This window comes from Sphingorhabdus pulchriflava (genome assembly GCF_003367235.1).
Classification (GTDB): Bacteria; Pseudomonadota; Alphaproteobacteria; order Sphingomonadales; family Sphingomonadaceae; genus Sphingorhabdus_B; species Sphingorhabdus_B pulchriflava.
Window position 1 is genome coordinate 357206 of sequence record NZ_QRGP01000001.1, and the last position, 23654, is coordinate 380859.

Genomic DNA, 23654 nt, shown 5'->3' on the forward strand with positions numbered 1-23654 from the left:
CCCTGTGGCTTGCCTCTAACTCTCGAATACAAACCGGAGGCAGCATGAACCGCAAACTCGATTATTCCAGCGTCTGGAAAGACACACAGGCGCAACTCAACGCCCATCGCGAAGGCGTAGGGGCGATTTCGGGGCTGTTCCTGTTTGTGCCGGATTGGGTGTCGCGCCTGTTTGCAGGTCAACCCGATCTTGTCGATGCCTCGACACCCGCAGAAATACTCGCAGCATTTCAGGTCTATTATGCAGGCAACTGGTTCACCTTGCTGCCGACTGGACTGCTCAGCTTTTTTGGTGCGGTGGCGATTTATGTGCTGCTGACACGGAAAGATCTGGCGACCATCGGTTCAGCGCTGGGTAAGGCTTTGGCGCTGTTGCCCTTTTACTTCATTGTCCAGCTTGCGGGTGGCTTGATCACGCTTGCCGGGTTTCTGGCGCTCATCCTGCCGGGCATGTATCTCGCTGGTCGTCTGACACCCCTGGGTGCGGTAGCCGTCGCCGAAACCGAACGCGGCTTTTCCGGCACCATTGCCCGCGTTTGGGATTTGACCCGCGGCAATGGATGGTCGATCTTTTTCCTGACGCTGGTGGTTGCGTTGGTTGCGAGCCTGACCGCGATGATCATCGGACTATTTGTGGGGCTTGCCTGTCGGCTGCTCGCCGGTGCAGAGGGTGTTCCGTTCATTGAAACCGGCGTCGATGCTGCATTGGGTGCGGTGATCGCGACCTTGATGGTTTCCCTCTCGGTCGCGATCTACCGGAATTTGACGGCGGATTAAAGCCCCAGCGACAGCCTGGCGAACAGCGTATAGCCCATCGGGTTCTTGCCATAGGCCGCGTCGAGCGCATCAGGCTTGGCAAAGGCTGAAACCGTACCGCCCAGCGCCAGATTGAACTGCTCGCCCAGCGGCAAGCGATAGGCATAGCCAGCCTGAAACTTGCTCACGCGAAATGGCATGTCGTGCAGCGGATCGTCATGATCCGGGAACAGCTCGTCATTTTTCACATTTTCGAAGCGGCCGAAAATCGTGTGATGATCGTCAATGTCCCAATTCGCTTCTGCAATCCAAGCAGTCAGCGTTTCGCCTGGCTTGCGGTCTTTCGCACTGAACGCGAGCATCGCGGAGAGACCTTTGCCATTTGCGTAATGGACCGAAGCGGTGGTGCGCTGCTCATCTTCGCCGGGGTGGAGCGATTCCGGTTCCTTCAACCGTCCGGTTGACGCTTGCACCGCCCAATAGGGCGTCGGGTTCCATGTCGCACGCACCGACCAGCTGTCAAAGCGGGGCTTTTCGATATCCCAGCGATCTTCGTCCGGCTCTTGACCGGTAAAGATTGACCCCTCGATCTGGAACTGGCGCGAAGCAAAGCCTGCGGTTGCAACGCCATAGGTGATATGGCCGCTATCAAACCAATGGTGCGTGATCGGCGCTTCCGGATTATAGCGGGCCGAACCACGGTGCATGAAGGCACTCGGGCCAAGTGCTGGCTCACCTACCGGGCCGCCATAGAGGAAAACGCTGCCATCCGCTCCAACATTGATGTCGACGCGGGCGGCCAGTTCCATGAACAGGTCATGCGGATGCTGCCGGTCCACCAGCGCTTCGCCACCAGCAGTCTCGCCCGATGCAAACAGGTTGGGATAGCCGCGATTTTTCATCAGCGGTTCGAGGCTGAACATCGATTTCAGCTGCACCTTGCCCCAGCCGGTTGCCTTCTCGGCATTGAGCATCGCCATCGACTGGACATAGGCCTTGTCATCGCCGCGTGGGCCAGATTGGTCGGTATAGACACCCCAGGCATAGCCATGCGCCATCACCATCCAGTCGTCACCGGCGTCGATGTGGAGGCCGGAGTGGCCGCCGCCTTCTGCAGCAGGAAGGCGTGATGTGCCAGAGCCTTCGGCCGGGGCGTCTGAAGCCATTTCATGGCCTTCATGGTTTTGCGCTTCAGTTGGTGCGGTCTGGTGTTGCGAATGATCCATTTGCGAATGATCATGTTCTTGCGCCTGTGCCGATTGCGCAGACATAATGAGCGCCAGCGCACTCGCGCCGGAAAAATACATCTTCATTTTAAGTGTCCCGTGAAAATTGGTTGAAATGTGAAAGGTCACATTTCGCTTCGCGGAGGTGGGTCGTGCGGTTTCGGGGCAAAGCCGGACAATGTGGCCGTCAGCCCGGGCAGCGGCGGCGCTACCAGAACCGCTGCGCGCACTTCCGCTATCGCAGGCGCATAGGGTGCGACGCATCCAATACAGCCATGATGCATCACTTGCTCGCCTGTCGGTGATTTGTCGCCATGTTCCATTGGCATGCCGTGACAGTCTTCGGCCATCGCCACTGCGTTTTCGTCTGCAGGCGCAGGCATCGCCACGGCGGGCAATGCGAGCGCAATCAGGAAAAGCAAGGCAAGCAAGTTGCGGAACATGGGCGTCAGATAGTCCCAAAGAGCGCCGCGGTCCAGAGCGGCGCTTCGCGCATGCCCATCCATAATGCCATCGCCACCATCATCACATTCTCGGTGAGCGAGACAAAGCCGAGCGGTACATTGCTGTTGCCGCCGACACAGGCGCATTTCAGTTCGCGCTGGTCGATATAGACTGCCTTGAACACCGATATTGTCCCGATAGTGCCAATGAACAAAGCGATAGGTATCGACAGCCATGGCAGCAGATGCCCGGCCATCAATACGCCCGCCAGCCCTTCTGCGAAGGGATAGATGCGGCCATAGGGCACCCATTTGCGCGCCAGCAGGTCGTAATTGAGGAACATCGTCGCAAAGCGTTCGACATCCTGCAGCTTCAGCAGGGCAAGGATCGCCATGCTGATGGCAATGAAGCGCTCCATCATCGGGATAAGAAGCAGCCCGTGGCCGCTGCCAATCCCGATCGAAATCGCCAGCGCCGCTGCAATTACGAAAACGGCAAGGACGGGCCGATAGGTCAGCTTGTTGGGATCAGCTACTGACAGGCCGAGATGGCGGCGTAGATCGTCATGGCCGCCAATGCGCTCGTTATCGATGAAGATTTGCGGCGTGGTTGCGACGCTATGTTGTTCCTTGAAGGCATCGACCTCGGCGCGGGTGGTCAACAAGCGATCGTCGACCTTATAGCCCCTGCTGCGCAGCAGATGCCGCGCTTTCAGCCCATAAGGGCAGATATGGTCGGGCAAGACCATGCGGTAAAGCACCGCTGTTTTCTCTGGAGAGGGCATGACATTGTTCCTTTCATTATTGTCGTGCCACACCTATCTAGCATCCGTACCATAGTACGGAGTCAAGCTTCAATGTTGACGATTTCGCAATTGGCCAAAGCGGGCGGTGTAGGTGTTGAAACCATTCGCTTTTATCAACGCAAAAAACTGCTCGAAGTTCCCGGCGACTTAGGCCGGGGTAATGGTATCCGGCATTATGACGACTCGGACGTGAGGCAGCTGCGCTTCATTCGTACCGCGCAACAGGCAGGTTTCACCCTTTCCGAAATCGCCGAACTGCTGGCGCTCGATAAAGGAAGAGATCGCCGACGGGTGCGTGAAATGGCACGGGCGCGCATAGCTGCGCTGTACGACGAAATTGCCCGGTTGAAGAGGGCGCAGAAGTCTTTGTCCGGCCTTGCACAGATCTGTGCGCATGGCGATGACGGGCCATGCCCGATCATCGAGGCTTTTTCGTCCTAGTGGGTATCACTCTTCCCGGCGTTGGCGGCCATGCCTTTGGACATACTGGCAAAGGCCGAAACCATTGAGTCGACAAAATCCGGATCGCCGGGAATAGTTTCTTTCGCCGCTTGCTGCATCGCCAGCACCCATTGGGTGGCGACCGCGAAATTCATGCCGTCGAGCGCGCGGTGGGCCGACATGATGCAGGCACCAGGGCGTTTTTCGAACCAGTCGCGCGGCCCACCCATCCAGGCCATCAGGAAATCAGTCAGCGACTCCCGCATTGGCGTAAGGTCTCGGGCGTGCATGGCCCGAAGCTCGGCAAAATCGGGCTCGCTTTCCATCAGGTCGTAAAAGCGGTTGACCATGCGCGCGATCGGTTCGCGCCCGCCAATGCGGTCAAACGGCAATTGCGGTTTGGATTGGGGATCGGCTTCGCTCATAATCGTGCTTCTGAAACTATCGCGCTAGACAGTCTTTGAGCGAAATCAAACGTTGAAACGGAACAGCATGATGTCGCCGTCTTTGACGTCATATTCCTTGCCTTCGGAACGCCACTTGCCCGCTTCCTTGGCTCCGGCTTCGCCGTTGAACTGGACATAATCGTCATAGGCCATGGTTTCGGCACGGATGAAACCTTTCTCGAAATCGCTGTGGATCACGCCTGCCGCTTGCGGGGCCTTTGCGCCTTTGAATACCGTCCAGGCGCGGGCTTCCTTGGGGCCGACAGTGAAGAAGGTGATGAGGTGGAGCAGTTCGTAACCGGCACGGATGACTCGCGCCAACCCGGTTTCGTGCAGCCCGAGGTCGGACAGGAACACTTCGCGGTCCTCGGCAGGCATGGTGGAGATTTCGGCCTCGATTGCGGCGGAGACAACTACCGCCTCGGCACCTTCGGCCTTGGCCTTTTCGAACACCTTGGCGGACAGTGCGTTGCCCTCTGCCGCCGAGGCTTCCTCGACATTGCAGACGTACAGCACGGGCTTGGAGGTCAGCAATTGTGCTTGCTGAAAAATCCGCGCTTCTTCCGGATCGTTGGGCGTTAACAGTCGAGCAGGCTTGCCATCGCGCAGCAGATCAAGCGCACGACCAAGCACAGCCGCCGCAATTTTCGCTTCCTTGTCACCACCGGTCGCCTTTTTCTGGAAGGCCGGAACGCGCTTTTCGAGGCTTTCAAGGTCGGAAAGCATCAATTCGGTCTCGACCGTTTCGGCGTCCGAAATGGGGTCGATCTTGTTGTCGACATGCTGGATATCGTCATTTTCAAAACAGCGCAGCACATGGACGATGGCGTCAACCTCGCGGATATTGGCGAGGAACTGGTTGCCCAGGCCTTCGCCCTTGGAAGCGCCGCGCACAAGGCCTGCGATGTCAACAAAGCTCAACTGTGTCTCGATAATTTTCTGGCTGCCACCAATCTTCGCGATCACGTGCAGCCGCGGATCGGGCACCGCGACCGCGCCGACATTGGGCTCAATCGTGCAAAAGGGATAGTTCGCCGCCTGCGCCGCCTGCGTCTCGGTCAGCGCGTTGAACAGGGTGGACTTGCCCACATTGGGCAGCCCGACAATACCGCATTTGAAACCCATAATATCCTCGTTGGGAATGAATTGCGCGCGCCTTAGCGGGAGTGGGTACGAAAGGCCAGCCTTGCCAAAACATATCTGCCGTAGCCTGCGGTTAAGGTAGCCATTGATATTGCCTTGGCTGGACGGATCATTCGGATGAGTGGGAAGATGAATGCGGGTCTCAAATGGCCATGGCTGGTCATTGCAACGATTGGCCTGACGGCGATGCCATCATCGGCTCGCAATGGTGATGAGGCAGATGTGCTGGCCGAGATCAATTTCTTGCGCAGTAACCCCACAGCCTATGCGCGTGAGCTTGATGATTTGGGCCAGCGCTTTGAAGGCAATGTTCTGCTGGGCGAGGGCGATTGGCCTGATTTTACGACATATGAGGGGCCACGTGCAGTTGCTGAAGCTTCGCGCGAGCTGCGCAAAAGGCGCTCAATTACGACGCTGGGGCATAGCGAACTGTTGGCGCGCGCCGCCGCTGACCATGTGAAGGCGCAAGGAGCGAGTGGGGAGACCGGCCATTATTCGAACGGCAAGGGGCCGGGGCAGCGCGTCAAGGCACATGGAGGCGACATCTATGTCGGTGAAGCGATCGTGTACAATTATTCCAGCCCGCAAAACGCCGTTCAGCAGCTGGTGGTCGATGACGGAGTTCCGGATCGCGGACATCGTAAGCAGCTATTGTCCGGTGAATATCGCTATGCGGGCGTAGCTTGCGGACGCCATGCGCGATGGCTGAATATGTGCGTTATTGTTCTTGCTCGAACTGCAGATGGTTACCCGATCATCCCGCCAAGGGGCGAATGAGCGGTCTCAATCGTGCACCGCTTTCACCCAAGGCCCGAAGGGTGAGTTGCCCAGCATTGCTAGCTGCGTTTCCGCCGACACCTTGTTGATCACTTCCTGCGGCTTCGTTCCCGGATGCACGGCCCGACGAAGCGGACGGGTGCCTGCTGGCATCGCCGCGATTTCGGCGATCGCGCGGGGCACATCCATCGGGTCTGCGCTGCGGCGGGTGCCGTCTTCCTTACCCATGGAATCGACCAATGCAGGATAGGCCTCTGTCTGATCGGCTGTAAGCCGCGCCTTCAGTTCGCTGGCCAACTGGTTGCGGTTGACCCACACCTTGGTCGGATAGCCACCCGGCTGGATCACGCAGACCTCGATATTGTGCGGCACCAGTTCATAGGCCATCGCCTCGCTCATCGCCTCCAGCGCAAATTTGGTGGGGGAATAATGGCCTGCTGACGGCACGATCACCCGGCCCAATTGCGAAGATATGTTGAAGATCAACCCGCGCTTCGCCTTGCGCATTCCCGGCAGCACCGCGCGCGCCATACGGTGCGGGCCATAGACATTGGTGTCGAAGATCAGCTTGGTTGCCTCCATGTCCTGCAATTCGATTGGCCCGGCATAGCCGACGCCTGCATTGTTGATGAGGGTATCGAGAGGCCCGCCGGCAATCTTCTCCGCTTCGGCAACGCCCTTTGCGACCTGTTCGTCGGAGGTGACGTCGATCTGGATTATCTGGATGTCCAGTTTTTCCTTCGCGGCCTCGGCTTTGAGTTCGTCCGCCTCTTTGCGCGGCAATCCTCGCATGGAGGCGATAACCTTTGCGCCAAGGCGGGCGTAATGCAGGGCGCCCAGATAACCAAAACCTGAGGAAGCACCAGTAATCAGCACCGATTTGCCTGCAAGCGGCTTGTCAGCAGCAGATGCTGCGCCCGGTAAAGTGGCAGCGGCACCCGCGGCCAGTGCAGTCTTGATTACAGTGCGGCGTTCAATATCGGTCATCCTGGCTCTCCTTTGATTGCCAAGATAACTGGCTTTATGCCGAATGCGAGTCCAGCCAGCGTTTCAGCTGTATCGGATCGGCAAAGCGGATGATTTTATGTTCATGGCCTTTCAGTCGTCTCTCAAGACGAATTTTCGGCCCGCTGTTCCACTGCAGAAGATAAAATAGAAAGCCCAGATCAAAACGCTCCGGACAGCCTTCGGTCATGTCGGGGCGCGCGCGCCCACGAAACTTCCAGATGCGCCGCAGCAATCGCGCCACGCACAGACGGATCGGATAGTCGAGATAGAGAACGGTATCCGCCCGCTCCAGCCGTTCCGCCAGCGTGCCGCCATAGGTGCCGTCGATCAGCCAGCGATCAGTTGCCGTTATAGCGGCGAGCTTTTCGCGGATTTCGTCTTTGTTGCTTTCGACCCAGCCGGGCTTCCAGTTTAGCTGGTCCATGTGATAGACCGGCAGGCCCAGTATCGGGCCAAGCTCTGCAGAAAGAGTCGATTTTCCCGCCCCGCAAGGCCCCACGATTAACACGCGCTGCATGGGTTAGTCCTGCGCTGAAGCCCCGGTTGTTTCAACCAGTGGAAGCAGTCTGGAATCGAGCAGTGCAGCCGTGCGGTGGCCAATGCCCTTCAGGTAATCCTCATGACTGTTCCAGCCGATAAACGAGGCAACGCTTTCCTGCTCGATCAGCATTGCCATATCCCAAGCCTCGTCTTCCGGGCCGATCAACCAGCTGCCGCCTTTGCCGAGAAAACGGATTTTCCCGCCGCTGGCTGCAAGGTAAGGCTTTGTATGGTCGATATATCGCTGGAAAGCCTGTTCGCCAGTGATTGGAGCATCAGGCGCAAGCTCCGGCGAAGCGCTGTAATCAGCCGTCGCTCGGAAACGCAGAAGGTTCAGCATCATTACCGGTCCCTGTATGTTGCGCATGAAAAAGGCGCGACCTGCCGCGTCGGTCACTGACAAATAAGGTGCTCCACCCATATATAATTCAATCCTCGTTGAGGTACCGCGCAACTTCACTCATGAAACGCACATCATCACCCTTCGCCAGCCAGCCGGCTTCTGCAGCGATCGCACCTAGCATATCGGCAAGGGGATCTATTTCGCTCTTGGAAAATGAACCTAGTACATATCCGGTCACCCGGTCTTTGTGGCCAGGGTGCCCAATGCCAAGCCGGATACGTCGGAAATCAGCGCCGATATGGTCGATGGTGGAACGGATGCCATTATGTCCCGCTGCCCCACCGCCGCGTTTCACCTTGATTTTGAAGGGTGCGAGGTCGAGTTCGTCATAAAAGACGGTCACATCCTCGGGGTCAAGCTTGTAAAAATCCATCGCCGCGCGGATGCTGCGACCGCTTTCGTTCATGAAAGTTGCGGGTTTGAGGAGGATGATTTTGTCGCCGCCGATGCGGACTTCCTGCATCCATCCCTGAAATTTCTTGGCAGGTGCCGGGGCTTCATAGCGATCGGCAAGCGCATCCACTGCCATGAAGCCGACATTGTGACGGTGCATCGCATATTGCGGTCCCGGATTGCCAAGGCCTGCCCAAATTTGCATCGCACCTTCCCAAAAACAGGAAACCCCCGCCGAAGCGGGGGCAACTGGTGGTTCATTACTCTTTCGAGTGCGAACCAGTCGCGCTGCCTGCAATCGCAGGGGCAGCGCGATATTTCAAGCTATCAAGCTTCGCCTTCAGACTTGGTCGTGTCGCCTTCAGCGGACTTCATGCCCGAAGGTGCAACGACGGTCGCGATGGTGAAGTCACGATCGGTGATCGCGCTCTTCGAACCAGCGGGCAGCGTAACGTGGCTGATGTGGATCGAATCGCCAACGTCGAAACCGGTCACGTCAATGACGATTTCGTCGGGGATCAGGTTGGCGTCGCAGATCAGTTCGAGTTCGTGACGAACGATATTGAGAACGCCACCGCGCTTCAGGCCCGGCGAAGCTTCTTCGTTTGCGAAGACGACGGGGACTTCGACATGGACCGTTGCGTCCTTTGACAGGCGCATGAAGTCGACATGGATCGGGCGATCAGTGACCGGATGGAATGCCACATCCTTTGGAAGGGTCCGTTCGGTTTTGCCGTTGACGGTCACTTCGACAATGCTGTTTGAAAAGTGGCCGGTCATCAAAGCCTTGACGAGGGCCTTTTCCTCGACATGGACGGCTTCCGGAGCCTTGTTGTCGCCATAGATAACGGCAGGTACACGGCCTTCGCGACGCAATGCACGGGAGGCTCCCTTGCCAGCCCGTTCGCGCGGCTCGGCCGACAAAGTCAGCTGATCGCTCATAATAAATCTCCAAATAAATTCAGTTCTTGCCGCCACGCCTCCAGGGATGACCATCACGGCAAGCGCGCGCCATTAGGCGGAAAGCCGCGAAAATGCAAGCGTTAGAGTCGGCGGCTTATTGCAGTCGGTAAGTTATCGAACCGCGATACCAACCGGTTTCATTTTCGCCTGTCGGTTTCAGCCAGCCTTTGGACGCTGCTTGTGACGTAGCGGTGGCAGCAATCTGTTCGACCTCGGGGCAGCCGATCTCTTCAACAATCACGCGTTTGATGCTGTTGTCACGGGCAAATTCGACAAGGAAGTCCATGTCGAGATTAATCCGCTTGCCTTGGCTGATAGCGCTGCATTTGCCTTGGGAAACCGCGGCATCGATGCCCGCCATGGCTTGTTCGTTCAGTCGCACGGTGTGATGCCGGGCGAGCAGCGGGATATCCGCCCAATTCCCTTTGGCTGTCTCAACACTGTGCGCTGCCAATGGTGCAGAAATCAAAGCCATGCCGATGGCGGTTCCAAGCGCAGACTTGCCGATCATTTTCGAACTCCTCCAACTATTTGGTCCACATAGCATGGTGGCAGAGCTGTCGCCAAGTTTCGAGGAGTACTAACGCACCTGCAAAAAGTAGGGCGGAGCACTACGCCCCGCCCGAATGCACAGATGCGGCCGAGCACCTCAATAGGCCACGCGCTCCGTTTCGATGCCATAAGCAGTCAGCAGCTTCGGTACACTGGTGGTGCCCGATAGGTGGCCTGCGCCAACCGCCATGAAAATGGTGCCGGGCTTCTCCATCTGCTTGTTGATCCATGCCGCCCAGTTGGCGTTACGGTTGGTAAGCAAAGCTGCATAAAGTTTGGGGTCGGTCAGCCCGTCGTTCATCACCTTGGCCAGACCGTCCGGGTCAGGCTTGGCCCAAAGCGCCACCATCGCGTCCATGCTTGTAGTCATATCGTCGACCACTTTTGCGGCTTCGATCAGGAATTTGACCTGCGTCTCCTGCGACAAGCTATCGAATATGGCGAGCTGTGATTCCATCGTTTCAACACCCGAAATGGGTTTTTTCGAAGCTTTGGCTGCTGCCGTCAGCTGGGTTTCGACACCACTATTGGTGTCATAACCGCCTTTTTGCAGTCCCATGACTTGCATGGTGACAGCCGCCGCCCAGGGGTCAAAGGGTTCAAAAGCTGCAGCGGGCAAGCCGACCTTTTCCATCGCCTTGGTGTAAATGGCCTTTTCCTCCTCGGTCATTTTGGATGTGAGCGGTTTCCCACTTTTATCGAGGCCGTATTTGGCGAAAAGTTGCTGCGCCTCTCCGGCACCGGGTTCGACCATTTCGAGGACGAGGCGGTCCGACTTGTCGAATGCTTCCTTCACCGCTTCATCGAACCAGCCCATGCCGGGTTTCAGGATATGGACGGTCCCGAACATATAGATGGTGGTGTCCGCGTCCTTGACCACCCACAGCGCCGGGTCGACGTCGACCGTTTCAACCGCGGCGGGAGCGGCAGGCGGCGTTTCTGCAGCCAGGGCAGGGGAGGCCGTCGGCCCGCCAATCGCCGAAAGCGACAGTGTAATGGCCAGCAGGGCACTGTTCAGGAGAAGCGATTTCATTTCAGTTGTCCTTTGATTGAATAATAGAGTGGGAGAGGCTTTGGGGCCGGTTCAGCGGTATTTTTTCCAGTACCAGACAGCGGTCCAGATGATTGCAAACAGGCAGAATATCAGCGTGCCATTGGGCTCAGGTGCCAAACCGCCGCGCCACAGGAACCACCATGTTGGTGCCCCCATGAGATAAGCATAGGCCGCATAATAGCCACCATCGCGATAGGCATTGGCTTCCTGCTCATCGATGGCGCGGGTATGCCAGAACCAGGCGATGATGGGCATGATCACACCCCAGAAAACCGCCAGAAATACTGCCAGCGCCAGCGGTAACGGGCTATCGGAAAACATGGTTTGGGGATCAGATGGTATCGTACCATCGGTTGCCACCAATATGGCACCAATCACCGCACCCACCAGGCCGCAGCCAACCATGATATTGCGATTGAGTTTTTCGCGGGTCGTCATCGGGCCGCCGCCGATGCGAATGCGGCGCGCAAGGTTCCATTGCGTGTAGACCAGGGCGCCGATGATAGCGACCAATCCAGCCACAATGGCGATGTCGATCCCGGACAGTGTTCTGCCAGATTCGGTAGCCGCCGCAATCACGCCGACAATCGCACCCGCAGTGAAGATCGTGCCGAGCGCCGCCGCCGCGATCCACGCCAGCGACCTGCCGACATTGCCTTCAGCCTCGGTCTCATCGAGTTCGGGCAGGTCAGTCATTTTTGTCTCCATCGAAACCATCGTTGAAAATCTCCTCAATCCGCATGTCGAACAGCCGGGCGATCTTGAACGCGAGCGGGAGCGAGGGATCATATTTCCCCGTCTCGATCGCATTCACTGCTTGCCGCGAAACATCGAGCCGCTCGCCAAGCTCCGCCTGGCTCCATTGGCGCTCTGCGCGCAGCACTCTCAGCCTGTTTTCCATGTCAGCTCTTATTGTCCATATGTCAGCTTACCCTGACTATATGTACTGATTCGCTGACAATGTCAACAACCCCTGACATATTGCCATGAACACCTGACATTGGCAGGATTTATGCGGATTTGCCCGCGCTATTTGTTGCGCTGCGGCACAGATGCTTGATTTAGGGGGCTTCATCGGCCAAGGGGCTGGCCATGTCCGGCGGCGATCCTCTGACCTTTCAAGACCTGATCCTGACGCTCCATGATTATTGGGGCAAACAGGGCTGCGTCATCCTGCAACCTTATGACATGCGTATGGGCGCGGGTACCTTTCACCCGGCGACCACGCTGCGTGCGCTTGGCCCCGATCCTTGGAACGCCGCCTATGTGCAGCCGAGCCGCCGCCCGACCGACGGCCGCTATGGTGAAAACCCGAACCGGTTGCAGCATTATTACCAATATCAGGTGATCATGAAGCCGAGCCCGGCGAACCTGCAGGAACTGTATCTGGGTTCACTGGACGCAATCGGCATCGATCCGCTGAAACATGACATCCGCTTCGTCGAGGATGACTGGGAATCGCCGACTCTCGGCGCATGGGGCCTCGGCTGGGAAGTCTGGTGCGACGGGATGGAAGTGACGCAGTTCACTTATTTCCAGCAGGTCGGCGGCTTTGATTGCAAACCGGTTGCGGGTGAGTTGACCTACGGGCTCGAGCGCCTTGCCATGTATATTCAGGGTGTCGACCGCGTTTATGACCTGAAGTTCAACTCGGCAGGCGTCACCTATGGCGATGTGTTCCTTGAGAATGAACGCGAGCATTCGAAATATAATTTTGAAGTCGCGGACACCGAACAGCTCTTCAAAGGCTTCCAGCATGCCGAGGCGGAGTGCAAGCGCTGCATCGATGCGGGCGTGCCCTTGGCAGCCTATGATCAGGCGATCGAGGCGAGCCATCTGTTTAACCTGTTGCAGGCGCGCGGCGTGATCAGCGTGCAGGAACGCGCCAGCTATATCGGCCGCGTGCGTGATCTGGCCAAGGGAAGCTGCGAGGCATGGATGCACAAGAACGGGTGGGCGGAATGAGCGACTTCCTCCTCGAACTTCGCAGTGAAGAAATACCGGCGCGCATGCAGGATAAGGCGCGCGAAGATCTGGCGCGCCTGTTTACCGCAGAACTCGACAGGGCCGGCCTCAAGGCCGCCGACATCATCACTTTCGCGACCCCGCGCCGATTGGCGTTGATTGCCAAGGGCCTGCCGCTCGAAACCGAGGCGGTGTCTCAAGAAACCAAGGGCCCCAAGGCTGGCGCGCCGCCGCCGGCGATGGAAGGTTTCCTGCGCAAGGTCGGCCTGACGCAGGATCAACTGATCGAACGCGATGGCGTCTTCTTTGCCGTGGTCGAAAAACCCGGCCGCAAGACCGCTGAGGTTATGGCCGAAGCGATCCCCGCGATCATTCGCGCCTTCCCCTGGCCCAAGTCGCAGCGTTGGGGCGCCGCATCGATTTCGACCGAAAGCCTTCGCTGGGTGCGCCCGTTGCAGGGTATTGTTGCGCTGCTCGGTGATGATGTGGTGCCATGCGAAATTGACGGCATCGTCAGCGGTTCCGCGACCAAAGGCCATCGCTTCCACCACAGCGGCGAAGTGACTATCGGCAATGCCGGCGACTATGCGATGAAGCTGCGCGCCGCGCATGTCATCGTCGATCAGGAAGAACGTCGCGCAATCATCCGTGCCGGTGCCGAAAAGGCCGCCGCCGATGTGGGGCTGTCGCTTGTTCCCGATGAAGGCCTCGTCAACGAAAATAGCGGCCTCACCGAATGGCCGGTGCCGATGCTCGGCCGGTTCGACCCCGCGTTTCTTGAGGTACCCGAAGAGGTCATCCAGCTGACCGCGCGGGTGAACCAGAAATACTTCGTCTGCCATGACAAGGCCGGCAAACTCGCCAACGCCTTTGTCTGCACCGCCAATATCGTTGCGAACGATGGTGGCGCGGCGATTGTCGCAGGCAACGAAAAGGTGCTTGCGGCGCGATTGAGCGATGCGAAATTCTTCTGGGAGCAGGACCTGAAAATCCCGCTCGACGAGCAAGCGAAGAAGCTGTCGCAGATCACCTTCCACGAGAAACTGGGCACCGTTGCCGACAAGGTCGAACGCGTGGCGAAGTTGGCCCGCTGGTTGGTCGAAGAGGGCATCGTCAAAGGTGCAAGCGCAGACGACGCCGAACGCGCAGCGCGGCTGTGCAAGGCCGATCTCGTCACCGGCATGGTTGGCGAATTCCCCGAATTGCAGGGCGTCATGGGCGGCTATTACGCCCGCGCGCAGGGCGAGGCGGATGCTGTCGCCGATGCAGTACGCGACCATTACAAGCCGGTCGGACAGGGCGACGATGTGCCCACTGCTCCGGTCACGGTGGCGGTGAGTTTGGCGGATAAGCTGGATACGATTTGCGCTTTTGGAGCGATGGAAGCTTGGCCGACAGGATCGAAAGATCCGTTTGCACTCAGACGAGCAGCGATCGGCGTTCTTGCTACGCTTCAAACTAACGGCGTAAGGTTGCCGTTATTGAAGATTGGCGAGGGGAAGGCGTATTTCGCTATTTATGCGATAGGGCACGGTCTTTCGTTCGAAAAACTGATCGACTTCTTCGCCGACCGCCTAAAAGTGCAACAACGCGAGGCTGGCGTCCGGCATGACCTGATCGACGCGGTGTTTGCGCTCGGCGGGGAAGATGACCTTGTCCGCCTGCTCGCGCGGGTGAAGGCATTGCAGGGCTTTGTCGGAACCGATGAGGGTGCGAATTTGCTCGCCGGGTATAAGCGGGCGACGAATATTTTGAAACAAGGCAGCACACGGGTCAACGTAACTGCTCCAGAATTAGGCGACGGAGCAGATACGGAAGATCAGCGAGAAGCCGGATTGGTCAGAGCGCTCAACGAAGCCGAACCCAAGGCAGCCGCCGCCGTTGAGGCCGAGAAGTTTGAAGACGCGATGAAAGCCCTCGCTACATTGAGAGAGCCGATTGACAGCTTCTTTGACGGTGTATTGGTCTTTCACCCTAACATAGACATTGCCACTCGTCGTTTGGATTTGCTCAGACGGTTCCGCGACGCGGTCCACAGTGTTGCGGATTTCTCCAAAATCGAAGGTTAGGCCCGGCCTGCAATTTGGTGGTGATTGACTTAAATCATTGCGTTCGGGCCCGAATGGGCGCGTGAAGAGTTTCCTCTCCAAAGGAAACCCTCGTCATGGCCGTCATGCATCGCATACGCATTTTTCATGCCTTCCTCGCGCTTACCGTTCTTGCCGCCTATTTTTCCGCCGAGATGGGCCTGATCCACGCCTGGCTTGGCTATGGCGTCGCGGCCCTGATCACCTTCCGGCTGATCTGGGCGTTGAGCGGTGTGCCGCAGCTCGGGCTGGAACGTTTCTATCCATCGTTCAAGGATATGCACCTGAAGGGTATCGCCACCCACCCCGCGATCAGCCGGGTCTTGCTTGCGGGCATCGCGCTTTCGGTCATCGGTGCGACTGGCACCGGCATCATGATGGACAATGGCCGGGCATTCCAGCCGACATCGCTCAGCTCATTTTCCTTTTCGGGCGAAGATGAAAGTGAGGAACATGAAAGCGAAGGCGGTGAGGATGAATCGGGCGAAGCCTATGAAGAGGCGCATGAACTGCTGGCCAATCTGGCGATAGCATTTGTCGTCATGCATGTTTTATACTTGCTGGCATTCAAACGCCCCTTGGCGCGCTTCATGCTTTTTGCGAACAAATCCGCCAAATAATTCTGTTCTATGCTTGACTCTAACGTGCTGCACTGCACAACGGCGCGCATCTCAGATGGCCTAAAAGGAACCGGCTGCGCGATGACCCAATATGTCTACCGATTTGGCGGCAACGTTGATGATAAAGGTGCGGGCAACAAGAATTTGCTCGGTGGCAAGGGTGCCAATCTGGATGGCATGGCCGCGATTGGCCTGCCTGTGCCCCCCGGCTTTACGATCACGACCGAGGTCTGCACCGCCTATTACGCCAATGGCGAAGCCTTTCCCGACGGTCTGGCCGAACAGGTTGCGAACGGCATCGCGCATATCGAGGGCGTTACCGGCAAAAGCTTTGGCGACCCCGCCAACCCGCTGCTCGTCTCGGTACGTTCGGGCGCGCGGGTTTCAATGCCCGGTATGATGGATACCGTTCTGAATCTGGGGCTTAATGACAAGACCGTTGAAGGCCTCGCAGCTTCGAGCGGAGACGCACGCTTCGCGTGGGATAGCTATCGCCGCTTCATCCAGATGTATGCCGATGTCGTGCTCGGCCTTGATCATCATGCGTTCGAGGATGCGCTGGAAATTGCCAAGGAAGATCGCGGTTACTTCCTCGATACCGAACTGGAAGCGAACGACCTGATTGAACTGGTGGCTGAATATAAAAAGCTGGTCGAGGGGGAATGGGGAAAGCCCTTCCCGCAGGACGTGAATGAACAGCTTTGGGGCGCGGTCGGCGCAGTGTTCGCCAGCTGGGAATCGGATCGCGCCAAGGTCTATCGCCGCCTCAACTCCATCCCCGGTGACTGGGGAACCGCGGTCAATGTGCAGGCGATGGTGTTCGGCAATATGGGCGACACCTCGGCGACGGGTGTTGCCTTCACGCGCGACCCCGCGACCGGTGAGAACGCCTATTATGGCGAATATCTGATCAACGCGCAGGGTGAGGATGTCGTCGCCGGTATCCGCACGCCGCAATATCTGACCAAGGCAGCGCGCGAGGCGGCGGGTGCCAAGCCGCTCAGTATGGAAGAGGCGATGCCAGAGGCCTATGCCGAGCTGGCAGCCGTGTTCGACACGCTTGAGCGGCATTATCGCGACATGCAGGATATCGAGTTCACCGTCGAGCGCGGCAAGCTGTGGATGTTGCAGACCCGTTCGGGCAAGCGCACCGCCAAGGCCGCGCTCAAGATCGCGGTCGATATGGCGGCCGAAGGGCTGATCACCAAGGAAGAAGCGGTGCTGCGCGTCGACCCGATGGCGCTCGACCAGTTGCTGCACCCGACGCTTGATCCTGATGCACCGCGCGATGTGTTGACCAAGGGACTGCCTGCTTCGCCGGGTGCAGCCTCGGGGCAAATCGTGTTCGATGCCGATACCGCCGAGCGCCGCAACGATATGGGCGAAAGCGTGATCCTCGTCCGCGTCGAAACATCGCCCGAAGACATTCACGGCATGCACGCCGCCAAAGGCATTTTGACCGCACGTGGCGGCATGACCAGCCACGCCGCCGTGGTAGCCCGCGGCATGGGCCGCCCTTGCGTGTCGGGCGCAGGCAGTCTCGCCATAGATAACACTGCCAAGGTGCTGCGGGTTTCGGGCCGTGAACTCAAGGAAGGCGATGTCATCACCATCGACGGTTCGACCGGTGAAGTGATGGCAGGCGCTGTTCCGACCTTGCAACCTGAACTGGTGGGCGACTTCGGCACGCTGATGGTCTGGGCCGACGCCGCGCGCCGGATGAAGGTGCGCGCCAATGCGGAAACGCCTTTGGACGCCCAGACCGCGCGCGATTTCGGCGCGGAAGGCATTGGCCTGTGCCGTACCGAACATATGTTCTTCGATGCGGCCCGGATCACGGCGGTGCGCCAGATGATCTTGGCCGATGATGAAAAGGGCCGCCGTGTCGCGCTCGACCGGCTGCTGCCCGAACAGCGCAAGGATTTTGCCGCGATCTTCGAGGTGATGGCCGGGCTTCCTGTCACCATCCGCCTGCTCGACCCGCCGCTGCACGAATTTCTGCCGCACCGCGAAGAGGAGTTTGCCGAGGTTGCCGAGGCTGCGGGTGTAGGCATCGAAACGCTCAAGCAGCGCGCGAACGAGCTGCACGAATTCAACCCGATGCTGGGCCACCGCGGCTGCCGACTGGGTGTGACCTACCCAGAAATTTACGAGATGCAGGCGCGGGCCATCTTCGAGGCTGCTTGCTCCCTGGCAGTGGCACCCGTTCCCGAAATCATGATCCCGCTGGTCGGCACACGCCGCGAGCTGGAGTTGATGAAAGAGGTGGTCGACAAGGCCGCCGAGGCGGTCTTCGCCGAACAGGGCAAACGCATCGACTATCTGGTCGGCACGATGATCGAACTGCCACGCGCCGCATTGATGGCCGATGAAATAGCCGAGGTGGGGGCCTTCTTCTCCTTCGGCACCAATGATTTGACGCAGACCACGTTGGGCGTCTCCCGCGACGATGCCGCGCGCTTCCTGACCCACTATGTCGATAAAGGCATTTATGCACGCGATCCGTTCGTCAGCCTCGATGTCGAAGGCGTTGGCCAGCTGATCGAAATCGCTGCCACCAAAGGTCGCAAGACCCGTCCTGACATCAAGCTGGGCATTTGCGGTGAACATGGCGGCGATCCGGCATCGATCGAGTTCTGCGAAAAGACTGGTCTCGATTATGTCTCGGCCTCACCCTACCGCGTACCGATAGCGCGGCTGGCGGCGGCGCAGGCGGCGTTGCGCAAGGCTTGAGCTTCGTTTAGTCTCTTCTTTTAGGGAGAGATTTCATGAAGCCATGGTTGCGATACTCGATCTGCATCCTGTTGGGGCTAGCGGGCGGAACGGTTTACGCAGTCCACCAGGTGCGCAGTGCCGATCTGGGGCGGCAGGTGACCAACGGGCCTTGGAGCACCAACACCGATAATGGCACGAAGGACGCGACTGCGCTGAGCCGCGCACGCGTAGCGCTGTTCGGGCTGCTGGCGCTGCCCGCGAAGGAGGCGATGTATTTCCAGGCACGAACCGACAGCGACGGCGCACCGCTGAAGGGCAATTGCACCTACACCGTGCAGGGCGGTGAAATAGATGCGCGCTGGTGGAGCATCACGCTGTATAGGGGCGAGGGCTGGCTGGTGAAGAATGCAGCTAACCGCTGGTCAGTCGGCGGCAACGCGCCGGTGCGTGATGCAGGTGGCAACTGGTCGTTCACGGTTTCGCCGAAAAAGGCCGATGGCGTGTGGCTGCCCACCGGACGTACGCCGCAGTTCGACCTGACCCTGCGCACCTATCATCCGAAAGGCGCGCTGCTCAATGATCCGGCCAAGGCAAAGCTGCCCTCTATCAATAAGGAGACCTGCGCATGATCCGCAAATGGCTCCTCCCGCTGCTCGCCGGCCTCGCCGCTGCTGCTATCGCCTGGCAAGGCACGCTGGTGGCAACACCTTATGTGCTGATGTCGGCTGCCATGAAACGGATCGGCAATGCCGACGGCAATGGCCGCGCCAATGTGTTCGCTTTTGGCCCTATGGCAACGGCGGATCGCCAACCGATTGTGCGACCCAGCCCCGACCTTGTCTATTCATCTTGCGTGTTCGACCTTTCGCAGGGGGTTGTACTGGTCGATGTCGAACCGGTTCCCGAGCGCTATTGGTCGATCAGCATTTTCGACGCGCGAACCGATGTCGCCGCCGTCCGAAGCGATCGCGATACAGGCGGCAAAACGGCGCGATTGGCGTTGCTGCGCAAAGGGCAAAAGGCGCCTGCCGGTTATGAAGCAGTCGAGCTTGGTTATGACAGAGGGATTGCCTTGATCCGCATTTTACTGTCCGATCCAAGCGAGTTTGAACAAATCGACGCAATACGTCGCAAATCGAAGTGCCGCACCGTCAGCGCCAAATTACTGGAGAAATGAGCGTAAATTAGGGCTTGCGAATCCCGGAGCGCGGGCCTATTGGCACGCCTCCACGCACCCATAGCTCAGCTGGATAGAGCACCAGACTACGAATCTGGGGGTCGGACGTTCGAATCGTTCTGGGTGCGCCATTTTCCTCTCCCCGTGTGAGAGTAGCCCCAAAATAATGTCCTCAAACACCAAATCCGCAGTCGTCCTGTTATCGGGCGGTCTCGACTCGATGGTCGTTGCCGGGCTGGCCCGTGAGGCGGGTTATGCGATCCACGCGCTGACTATCGACTATAACCAGCGCCACCGGATCGAGCTGGAAAGCGCCGCGCGCATTGCCTCGCATCTAAGAGCTGCCGAGCACATCGTGTTGCCGCTCGACCTGCGCCGCTTTGGTGGTTCCGCGCTCACCGCCGACATTAACGTGCCGAAAGATGGCGTTGGCGAAAGCGCTATCCCGGTGACCTACGTGCCCGCGCGCAACACGATTTTCCTCTCGCTGTGCCTCGGCCTTGCCGAAGCACGCGGCGCACGTGATCTGTTCATAGGAGTCAATGCGCTGGACTATTCGGGCTATCCCGATTGCCGCCCGGAATTCATCCGCGCCTTTGAGGATATGGCAAATCTGGCGACCAAGGCTGGTGTAGAAGGTGACCGCTTCACTGTGCACACGCCGCTGCAGCACATGACCAAGGCCGATATTGCGCGCGAAGCGCACCGGCTGGGCCTCGATGCGGGGATGAGCTGGACCTGCTATGATCCGACGCCCGATAACAAGGCCTGCGGGAAATGTGACAGCTGCCGCCTGCGCGCCAAGGGCTTTATCGATGCGGGCCTGCCAGACCCCACGGTTTACGGATGAGCTACGCGGTCAAGGAAATCTTCCTGACCTTGCAAGGTGAGGGGGTACACGCCGGACGACGGGCGGTGTTCCTGCGCTTTGCCGGATGCAATTTGTGGACAGGTCGTGAGGAGGACCGATCCTCTGCGATTTGCCAGTTCTGCGACACTGATTTTGTCGGCATGGATGGCGAAAATGGCGGGCGGTATGAAGCTGAGGCTTTGGCTGCGAAGGTGGCCGGGCTTTGGGGTGAGGGGACCGAACACCGCTATGTCGTGATGACCGGCGGCGAGCCGATGCTGCAGGTCGACGATGCAATAGTCGAGGCATTGCACGCGCAGGGCTTTACCATCGCAATCGAAAGCAACGGCACGCTTCCGGTGCATCCAGGCATCGACTGGGTATGCATCAGCCCCAAGGCAGGCAGTGAGGTGGTGCAGCGTAAGGGCAACGAACTCAAGCTCGTCTGGCCACAGCCTGGTAGTGACACCTTGGCAATGGAAAGCTGGGGCTTCGACAATTTCCTGATCCAGCCGATGGACAGTGGTGATTCGGGTGCGAATGATTCGAACCGCAAATCGGCGATCGATTTTGTTACGCAACATCCGAAATGGCGACTTTCTCTCCAGAATCACAAGCTGTTAGGTCTGCCCTGACCGGGTTGGTAAACCCCTTTGACTTCAAGTCACTTTGGTGACAATCTTCTCTCCGGAGAGATTACAGGGGAGAGATGTAATGGCCAAAGCGCACTCGGTGCAGCATTCGCGTTCTCGTTTTAGCTGTGCGAAACGCATGAGTACCCACATTGCCTATGCGCTGGTCGTTTATACGCTTCTCCTGATCTTCATTGTCTCCCCCGAACTTGAAACCAAGGGCATGGCCATATGGCCCTATCTGGCGCTTGTTGCGCTGGTTGCTGCAGTCATTCCCGTATGCCGCAATATTGAACGCCGCTGGCAATCACTGGATGCAAATGGCTCTGGCGAACTGGAAGGCCAGTTGAAATTCGACGAGGCGAAATTGTGGATTGGGGCAATCGGCATCCCGGTTGTTCTGATGCTTTTCTTCAAACTCTGTTCAACAGCATTTTAAGCCACAATTGACGCTATTCCCGCCCGCGCCTAAGCGGGATGGATGCTGACACCCAATGAAGCGCTCGATCGCGCTGTAAATCTCGTCGAACAAGCCAAAAAGGCAGGCGCTGACGCCGCCGATGCCGTCTATCACTGCGATGCCTCTACCGAAGTCCAGGTTCGTCTGGGCGCGCTCGAAGATGTCGTGCGGTCAGAAGGTGAGGAGATCGGTCTACGCGTTTTCCTCGGACAGCGGTCGGCCACCATTTCCTCTTCGAGCATGAACCCCGAGGTACTGAAGGGGCTTGTTACTCGTGCACTGGATATGGCGCGTGAGGCTCCCGAAGATCCCTATGCAGGGCTGGCCCCGCAAGACATGCTGCTGAAGGGCGCCATCCCAGATGTTCAAAGCGACGACGGACTTGATCCCGATCCGCAATCTTTGCGCGAAATAGCCCTTGCTTGCGAAGATGCGGCGCGTGCGGTCATGGGCGTGACCAATAGCGAGGGTGCTGGTGCCAGTGCGGGGCGTTCGATTTTTGCGCTCGCCACCAGCCATGGCTTTGCCGGAGCCAATCATGCATCGGGCTATGGTGTTTCGGCCAGCGTCCTTGCAGGTGAAGGCGATGCCAAGGAGCGCGACTATGACTGGCGCTCGGCGCGCCACCGCGTCGACCTCGACAGTGCTGAAGCCATCGGCAAGCGGGCAGGGGAGCGCGCGGTGCGCCGTGTCAATCCCGGCGCGATCAAGAGCGGGACCTTACCCGTCGTCTTCGATCCGCGCATTGGTGGTTCGCTGGTCGGGCATCTGATGGGCGCGATTGGTGGCAGCATGATTGCGCGCAAGACAAGCTTCTTGCTCGAAGCACTTGGTGACGCGTTGTTCGACAGCGCGATCAGTATCATTGACGATCCGTTGCGCCCGCGCGGCCTCGGCAGCAGGGCGTTTGATGGAGAGGGGCTGCCGACGGCGCGTACCGCAGTCATCGACAAGGGTGTACTCACCGGTTGGATGATGGAAAGTGCCGCTGCGCGCCAACTCGGCCTTAAACCCACTGGCCATGCCAGCCGCGGCGGTAGTGGCGCGCCCGGTACCAGCCCGTCGAACCTGCACCTCGAAGGCGGCACCATGTCTGTAGCCGATCTGATTTCTGATATTGATTATGGCGTTTATGTGCATGAATTATCAGGGCAGGGCGTGAATATTGTGACCGGCGACTACAGCCGAGGTGCCGCCGGTTTCCTGATCGAAAAGGGTGAAATCACCGGCCCGGTCAGCGAATTCACCATTGCCGGAAATCTGAAAGACATGTTCCGCGCGCTGACGCCCGCCAACGATCTTGAATTCATCCGCTCGACCAATGTGCCGACTTTGCGCATCGACGGCATGATGGTGGCGAGTGCCTGATCGCGATGCTGCGATAATCGCCGTCCGTGAGGCGGGTGACCTCGCGCTCGCGGCATGGCGTGAAGGGGCGGCCCCTGCCACCGGTGTCTGGGAAAAGAGCAAGGGCCATCCGGTAAGCGAGACGGACCTTGCGGTCGATGCGTTGCTCAAACAGCGGCTGGGCGACCTCGCCCCCAATATCGGCTGGTTGTCCGAAGAAACCGTCGATCATCCCGACCGCCTGTCGATGTCGCGCCAATGGCTGGTCGATCCGATCGACGGCACACGCGATTTTATTCGCGGGCGGAGCGGCTGGTGTGTGTCGGTCGCCTTGGTCGAAGGTAGCGAGGCCGTCTTTGCAGCGATGTATGCGCCTGTGACCAAACAGTTGTGGGTTGCGCACAAAGGTGAAGGGACGACCTGCAATGGCAAGCGATTATTTGCCAGCAGCAGAGAGGAATTTGTAGGTGCGCGCGTGCCGACCGATGCTCTGCCCAAGGCCGACCGCGATCTGGAAATGGTGCATAAGCCGAACAGCATCGCAATGCGGATGACGATGGTGGCGTGCGACCGGGCAGACCTAGTCGCGACGCTGCGCTGGGGGCATGAATGGGACATCGCGGCGGCGCATCTGATTGCCGAGGAAGCGGGGGCTGTGGTCACCAGTGCGACGGGTGAACCGATCCGTTATAACAAGCGCGAGCCGATGGACTTCGGGCTGATCTGTTGTGCGCCGGGGATACATGGGGCGGCGGTTGAAAGGTTGCAGGATCGGGCCCGGGCGATTTTGGGGGGCTAACTTCGTCGCCCCTGCGAAGGCAGGGGCCGCTGGATGTTTAAGCTACCCGACC

The 23654-nt window shown here is 58.6% G+C and carries 28 protein-coding genes and 1 tRNA gene; 15 read left to right on the top strand and 14 right to left on the bottom strand.

The annotated features are described in order from the left end of the window. The first annotated feature begins 44 nt into the window (after positions 1-44). Complete coding sequence (locus DXH95_RS01785; protein WP_115547751.1) at positions 45-776, top strand: hypothetical protein; 732 nt, start codon at positions 45-47, stop codon at positions 774-776. Here DXH95_RS01785 and DXH95_RS01790 read toward each other — a convergent pair. From DXH95_RS01790 to DXH95_RS01800, 3 genes are read right to left on the bottom strand one after another with little or no spacing between them, the layout of a single operon-like run. Beyond that, on the bottom strand, positions 773-2068 hold the full coding sequence (locus DXH95_RS01790; protein ID WP_239016510.1) for an alpha/beta hydrolase: 1296 nt from the start codon (positions 2066-2068) through the stop codon (positions 773-775). The genes DXH95_RS01785 and DXH95_RS01790 overlap by 4 nt on opposite strands. Before the next feature lie 38 nt (positions 2069-2106). After that, positions 2107-2424: a hypothetical protein gene (locus DXH95_RS01795; RefSeq protein ID WP_115547752.1), complete on the bottom strand. Its 318-nt coding sequence runs from the start codon at positions 2422-2424 to the stop codon at positions 2107-2109. Positions 2425-2429: 5 nt separating this feature from the next. Then, positions 2430-3209 (bottom strand): MauE/DoxX family redox-associated membrane protein, encoded by a 780-nt coding sequence (locus DXH95_RS01800; RefSeq protein WP_115547753.1) that lies wholly within the window; start codon positions 3207-3209, stop codon positions 2430-2432. Positions 3210-3281: 72 nt separating this feature from the next. Between DXH95_RS01800 and DXH95_RS01805 the strand changes: the two genes are divergently transcribed. Continuing rightward, positions 3282-3671 carry a MerR family transcriptional regulator gene (locus tag DXH95_RS01805; protein ID WP_115547754.1) on the top strand — a complete coding sequence of 130 codons (390 nt, stop codon included), beginning with the start codon at positions 3282-3284 and terminating at the stop codon, positions 3669-3671. Here DXH95_RS01805 and DXH95_RS01810 read toward each other — a convergent pair. Then, complete coding sequence (locus DXH95_RS01810) at positions 3668-4096, bottom strand: group II truncated hemoglobin (RefSeq protein WP_115547755.1); 429 nt, start codon at positions 4094-4096, stop codon at positions 3668-3670. The two genes, DXH95_RS01805 and DXH95_RS01810, sit on opposite strands and share 4 nt — an antisense overlap. 45 nt (positions 4097-4141) lie before the next feature. Further along, positions 4142-5242, bottom strand: coding sequence for a redox-regulated ATPase YchF (ychF, locus tag DXH95_RS01815; RefSeq protein ID WP_115547756.1), 1101 nt, complete (start codon positions 5240-5242; stop codon positions 4142-4144). 135 nt (positions 5243-5377) lie between these two features. On the opposite strand from ychF, the gene DXH95_RS01820 reads away from it, so the two are divergent. Then, positions 5378-6037 (top strand): CAP domain-containing protein, encoded by a 660-nt coding sequence (locus DXH95_RS01820; protein WP_115547757.1) that lies wholly within the window; start codon positions 5378-5380, stop codon positions 6035-6037. Between the two features lie 6 nt (positions 6038-6043). On the opposite strand, the gene DXH95_RS01825 is transcribed toward DXH95_RS01820, so the two are convergent. From DXH95_RS01825 to DXH95_RS01865, 9 genes are all read right to left on the bottom strand, one after another. Then, positions 6044-7024, bottom strand: a complete 981-nt coding sequence (locus DXH95_RS01825; protein WP_115547758.1) for an SDR family oxidoreductase — start codon at positions 7022-7024, stop codon at positions 6044-6046. Between the two features lie 34 nt (positions 7025-7058). Continuing rightward, positions 7059-7562 (bottom strand): P-loop NTPase family protein, encoded by a 504-nt coding sequence (locus tag DXH95_RS01830; RefSeq protein ID WP_115547759.1) that lies wholly within the window; start codon positions 7560-7562, stop codon positions 7059-7061. A gap of 3 nt (positions 7563-7565) precedes the next feature. Beyond that, entirely contained in the window at positions 7566-7982 is a 417-nt protein-coding gene (locus tag DXH95_RS01835; RefSeq protein WP_220272233.1) for a DUF1330 domain-containing protein, read from the bottom strand. A 31-nt stretch (positions 7983-8013) separates the two neighbouring features. After that, positions 8014-8586, bottom strand: coding sequence for an aminoacyl-tRNA hydrolase (pth, locus tag DXH95_RS01840; protein WP_115547761.1), 573 nt, complete (start codon positions 8584-8586; stop codon positions 8014-8016). A 122-nt stretch (positions 8587-8708) separates the two neighbouring features. Then, positions 8709-9323 (bottom strand): 50S ribosomal protein L25/general stress protein Ctc, encoded by a 615-nt coding sequence (locus tag DXH95_RS01845; RefSeq protein WP_115547762.1) that lies wholly within the window; start codon positions 9321-9323, stop codon positions 8709-8711. 115 nt (positions 9324-9438) lie between these two features. Then, positions 9439-9855, bottom strand: a complete 417-nt coding sequence (locus DXH95_RS01850; protein ID WP_115547763.1) for a hypothetical protein — start codon at positions 9853-9855, stop codon at positions 9439-9441. 138 nt (positions 9856-9993) lie between these two features. Then, a complete protein-coding gene (locus DXH95_RS01855; RefSeq protein ID WP_115547764.1) occupies positions 9994-10929 on the bottom strand; it encodes a TraB/GumN family protein in 936 nt (311 codons plus the stop codon). A 51-nt stretch (positions 10930-10980) separates the two neighbouring features. Beyond that, the gene (locus tag DXH95_RS01860) at positions 10981-11646 is read right to left on the bottom strand and encodes a hypothetical protein (protein WP_115547765.1); all 666 of its coding nucleotides are present in this window, start codon (positions 11644-11646) and stop codon (positions 10981-10983) included. Further along, on the bottom strand, positions 11639-11851 hold the full coding sequence (locus tag DXH95_RS01865) for a helix-turn-helix transcriptional regulator (protein ID WP_115547766.1): 213 nt from the start codon (positions 11849-11851) through the stop codon (positions 11639-11641). The genes DXH95_RS01860 and DXH95_RS01865 overlap by 8 nt, the downstream gene beginning before the upstream one ends. A gap of 191 nt (positions 11852-12042) precedes the next feature. Here DXH95_RS01865 and DXH95_RS01870 point away from each other — a divergent pair, with 191 nt between their 5' ends. The 12 genes from DXH95_RS01870 (at position 12043) to DXH95_RS01925 (ending at position 23602) form a co-directional block, all read left to right on the top strand. Next, positions 12043-12915: a glycine--tRNA ligase subunit alpha gene (locus tag DXH95_RS01870; RefSeq protein ID WP_115547767.1), complete on the top strand. Its 873-nt coding sequence runs from the start codon at positions 12043-12045 to the stop codon at positions 12913-12915. Then, a complete protein-coding gene (gene glyS / locus DXH95_RS01875) occupies positions 12912-14984 on the top strand; it encodes a glycine--tRNA ligase subunit beta (RefSeq protein ID WP_115547768.1) in 2073 nt (690 codons plus the stop codon). The genes DXH95_RS01870 and glyS overlap by 4 nt, the downstream gene beginning before the upstream one ends. A 95-nt stretch (positions 14985-15079) precedes the next feature. Continuing rightward, complete coding sequence (locus tag DXH95_RS01880; RefSeq protein ID WP_115547769.1) at positions 15080-15622, top strand: cytochrome b/b6 domain-containing protein; 543 nt, start codon at positions 15080-15082, stop codon at positions 15620-15622. Positions 15623-15703: 81 nt separating this feature from the next. Then, on the top strand, positions 15704-18355 hold the full coding sequence (gene ppdK / locus DXH95_RS01885; protein ID WP_115549343.1) for a pyruvate, phosphate dikinase: 2652 nt from the start codon (positions 15704-15706) through the stop codon (positions 18353-18355). Between the two features lie 35 nt (positions 18356-18390). Next, positions 18391-18966: a DUF1214 domain-containing protein gene (locus DXH95_RS01890; protein ID WP_115547770.1), complete on the top strand. Its 576-nt coding sequence runs from the start codon at positions 18391-18393 to the stop codon at positions 18964-18966. Continuing rightward, a complete protein-coding gene (locus tag DXH95_RS01895; protein WP_115547771.1) occupies positions 18963-19514 on the top strand; it encodes a DUF1254 domain-containing protein in 552 nt (183 codons plus the stop codon). Before DXH95_RS01890 ends, DXH95_RS01895 begins: the two co-directional genes overlap by 4 nt. 54 nt (positions 19515-19568) lie before the next feature. Further along, positions 19569-19645: transfer RNA gene (locus tag DXH95_RS01900), tRNA-Arg, on the top strand. A gap of 35 nt (positions 19646-19680) precedes the next feature. Further along, a complete protein-coding gene (gene queC, locus DXH95_RS01905) occupies positions 19681-20364 on the top strand; it encodes a 7-cyano-7-deazaguanine synthase QueC (RefSeq protein WP_115547772.1) in 684 nt (227 codons plus the stop codon). Then, positions 20361-20999 (top strand): 7-carboxy-7-deazaguanine synthase, encoded by a 639-nt coding sequence (queE, locus tag DXH95_RS01910; RefSeq protein ID WP_115547773.1) that lies wholly within the window; start codon positions 20361-20363, stop codon positions 20997-20999. The genes queC and queE overlap by 4 nt, the downstream gene beginning before the upstream one ends. A gap of 136 nt (positions 21000-21135) precedes the next feature. Further along, on the top strand, positions 21136-21435 hold the full coding sequence (locus DXH95_RS01915) for a hypothetical protein (protein ID WP_147291662.1): 300 nt from the start codon (positions 21136-21138) through the stop codon (positions 21433-21435). A 42-nt stretch (positions 21436-21477) separates the two neighbouring features. Next, on the top strand, positions 21478-22824 hold the full coding sequence (locus tag DXH95_RS01920; RefSeq protein ID WP_115547775.1) for a TldD/PmbA family protein: 1347 nt from the start codon (positions 21478-21480) through the stop codon (positions 22822-22824). Further along, on the top strand, positions 22817-23602 hold the full coding sequence (locus DXH95_RS01925) for a 3'(2'),5'-bisphosphate nucleotidase CysQ (RefSeq protein WP_115547776.1): 786 nt from the start codon (positions 22817-22819) through the stop codon (positions 23600-23602). Before DXH95_RS01920 ends, DXH95_RS01925 begins: the two co-directional genes overlap by 8 nt. Positions 23603-23654 lie beyond the last annotated feature (52 nt).